The sequence below is a fragment of the Kurthia gibsonii genome (assembly GCF_006539985.1).
Taxonomy (GTDB): Bacteria; Bacillota; Bacilli; order Bacillales_A; family Planococcaceae; genus Kurthia; species Kurthia gibsonii.
In genome coordinates this window covers 1-2,924 of sequence record NZ_BJOB01000091.1, presented here as the reverse complement: position 1 = coordinate 2,924, position 2,924 = coordinate 1, and the positions used below count along the sequence as shown (strand labels likewise).

The following is a 2,924-nucleotide window of genomic DNA, read 5'->3' as shown; positions in this document are numbered from 1 at the left end:
CCCGTTTGGACGGGTGAATGACCCGAATCGAGGAGCGAGTGACCCGTTTTCGCCCTCGAATGTCCTGTTTGAATGGGTGAATGACCCGGATCGAACAACGGATGTCCCAACAACCAAATCGAATAACCCGTTTCGCCACGCGAGTGTTCGAATTCACACTAATCTAGTCAATTTAAGTTCCTAACACTCAGCTTAAATTAAAAACCAGAACAGTCCGTTCACTGTTCTGGTTCCAATTTATTTTCTTTTTTCACGCTGTACGGCGAGTAAAAATTGTGGGATTTTTAACATACGTTTAGCACGAGTTGGTTGTGTAATTAGGCGATAAAACCACTCTAAATTAAGGCGTATAAAGAGTTCTGGCGCACGATTGACTTGTCCTGATAGAACATCAAAGCTACCGCCTACACCCATCATAATGGCGTGCTGGAAGCGTTGAGCATGCTCTGCAATCCATTCTTCTTGTTTGGGTGCACCAAGCGCAACAAAGATGTGAGTTGGTTTTAATTCAGCAATTTTTTCAGCTACTTGAACGCCGTCGCCATCGCCACCATAGCCGTCAGAAACACCGACAATTTTGGCATTTGGAAAACGTTTTTTTGCTTCTTCAGCTGCTTTTTGAGCAACCCCTGGTTTACCACCGTAAAAATAAAAGCGGTGTTTTTCAACATCTGCTAGCGATAAAAATTCAAGTAATAATTCATAACCGGCAATGCGTTCTTGGAGAGGTGTGCCGAGCATCTTTGCGCCCATAACAACACCAATTCCGTCTGCTACAACATGATCGCTCGCACGTAAATAGCCCTCATATGTAGGATTTTCTTTAGCTAACATGATAATTTCTGGGTTGGCTGTGACAATTTGAATGGGACGTTTTTGTTTTTCTAACAAAATCATCATTTTTTTTGAAAATTGTGCTTTTGTTGTATTCGTAATGGGTATATTTAAAATGTTTACTTTATTCACGAGTTGTTCATTCCTTCGAGTTTAGTCCATTTCATTATATAAGAAAATGTAAAGAAAAGAATGTAAAAACCGATAAAATAATTAGGAATAATATGGATTTTAAGGGATGATTATTAAATTCACACTATAGACATAGTTTGTGCCAAAAATTTCATTACATTGACACATTAATTTTCTAAAAAGAATGTGATATGATATGCTTTGTGAAAACAGCCATATATCGATGAAACTTTTTAATATGTTCATCCGTTAATATGGTAGACAATATAATAAGATTGGAAGTGGATGTTATGAGTGAAAACAGACGTTTTAAACCGAAGAAGGCTGCGTTTAAGCGTTTAGTAGTAGCTTTCATCCTCATTGCAGTTGTTGCAGCTGGCATCTATGCTTTAGTAACTAAGACGGATGACCAGGCGAAAGACAACAACATTCGTGTTCAAAATGAAGAAAAAGAAGCGAAAAAAGAGCCAAAAGATGAGGGCGAAAAAGAAGCAAAAGGTACGGTAACGAAAGAAACTTCGAATGAAGAAGCTTCTTCAAAAGATACAACAAACCAAGATGAAACACCAGTCAACATGCCGACCTATAATAAAGATGCGATTATTGCCAATGCAAAAACGCAAATTTATACAGTTTATACCGATTTACAACAAGGTTCTGGCTTCTTAATTAATAATAAAGGTGACATTTTAACAAATGCGCACGTAGCAAAAGACGCAGGGTTTGTTGTGGTGAAAAATGAATTAGGTCAAGAATTCCAAGGGAAAGTCATTGGTATTTCTAATAAAACAGATGTTGCATTAATTCGAGTACCTGATTTAGAAGGGAAAAACCCGCTTGTACTTGATACAGCTACTGCAAAAGTGGGGACGAAAGTTGTTGCAATTGGTAGTCCAAAAGATCAATACGGCACTACTACAGAAGGTGTTATCAAAAGTATCGGTGCTGAATTCGTGGACGATTATACATACAAAAACTTGTATGAGATTACGGCACGCTTAAATAAAGGTTCAAGTGGTGGGCCACTAATTAATGCTGAAACAGGTAATGTCATCGGTATTAATTCCATTATTTTAGAAGATCATCCGGAGATTGGTTATGCAATTCCTCTAGCCTCTGTGATGGGGCTAGTAAATAAATGGTCAGCGCAAGATATTAAAATTGATTTCAATGAAGATACAGAGTTTGATAATAACCATGCAGATGAAGCTTACTTTGATGAGAACTTCTTAAAAGAAAGTATGGAAAGTTATTATGTATTATTAATTCAATCTATTAAAAATGGTAAGCACAAATACTATGATACGTTCATCGGAAACCGTCCAGCAATGAAAGAAGCAGACGCGATGGTATCACGTTATACAAAAGATAAGCAGTTTAAATCACTTGATTACAATGTAACAGGTGTCACAATTAACAAAGATTATGCAACAGTAACAATGAATACTGTAGCGAAGTATGTAGATCCAAAAACGAAAAAGACACATACGATTACAGAAAATGTGGCGTATACAATTATTATCAATGATATTGGAGAGTATGAGATTTCAAGTATTATTGTAAACAGTTCTGTAGATACAGGTAAACAAGTAGAAGAAAAACCTGTAGAAAAACCGACAACTCCTGTTGAAAAACCAGAAGTAGATGAGCCAGAAACAGAAGAGCCTCCAACTACAGATGGTAAAGATGATACAAAAACAGATACTGAAAAAGAAGATGTGCCAGCAGATACATCTAGCGTAGATAGTACAACAGAAGAATAGTGAAACAGGTTGGGGCATAAATGTAAAAACTATTATCCCACATGAACATAAGAAAAACTGGAATCGCGCTGTGTCGTGGTTCCAGTTTTTCGTTGCAAACACTAAAAAAGAAAGTAGTATGTTTACCCCAGCTTGTTTCTATACAAAAAAAGAGTAGCTTTACATGAGCTACTCTTTTATCACGAATTTAATTGG

General features: G+C 36.9%; 2 protein-coding genes. One reads left to right on the top strand and one right to left on the bottom strand.

The window, feature by feature from the left end; all coding sequences use genetic code 11:
* Nucleotides 1-237: 237 nt before the first annotated feature.
* Complete coding sequence (locus KGI01_RS13525; protein WP_141275114.1) at nt 238-966, bottom strand: WecB/TagA/CpsF family glycosyltransferase; 729 nt, start codon at nt 964-966, stop codon at nt 238-240.
* 290 nt (nt 967-1,256) lie between these two features.
* Between KGI01_RS13525 and KGI01_RS13520 the strand changes: the two genes are divergently transcribed.
* A complete protein-coding gene (locus KGI01_RS13520) occupies nt 1,257-2,729 on the top strand; it encodes a S1C family serine protease (RefSeq protein ID WP_170214802.1) in 1,473 nt (490 codons plus the stop codon).
* Nucleotides 2,730-2,924 lie beyond the last annotated feature (195 nt).

Excerpts from the sequence above, each read along its gene's own strand:
- KGI01_RS13520 (WP_170214802.1), top strand. The coding sequence starts at position 1,257 with ATGAGTGAAAACAGACGTTTTAAACCGAAGAAGGCTGCGTTTAAGCGT.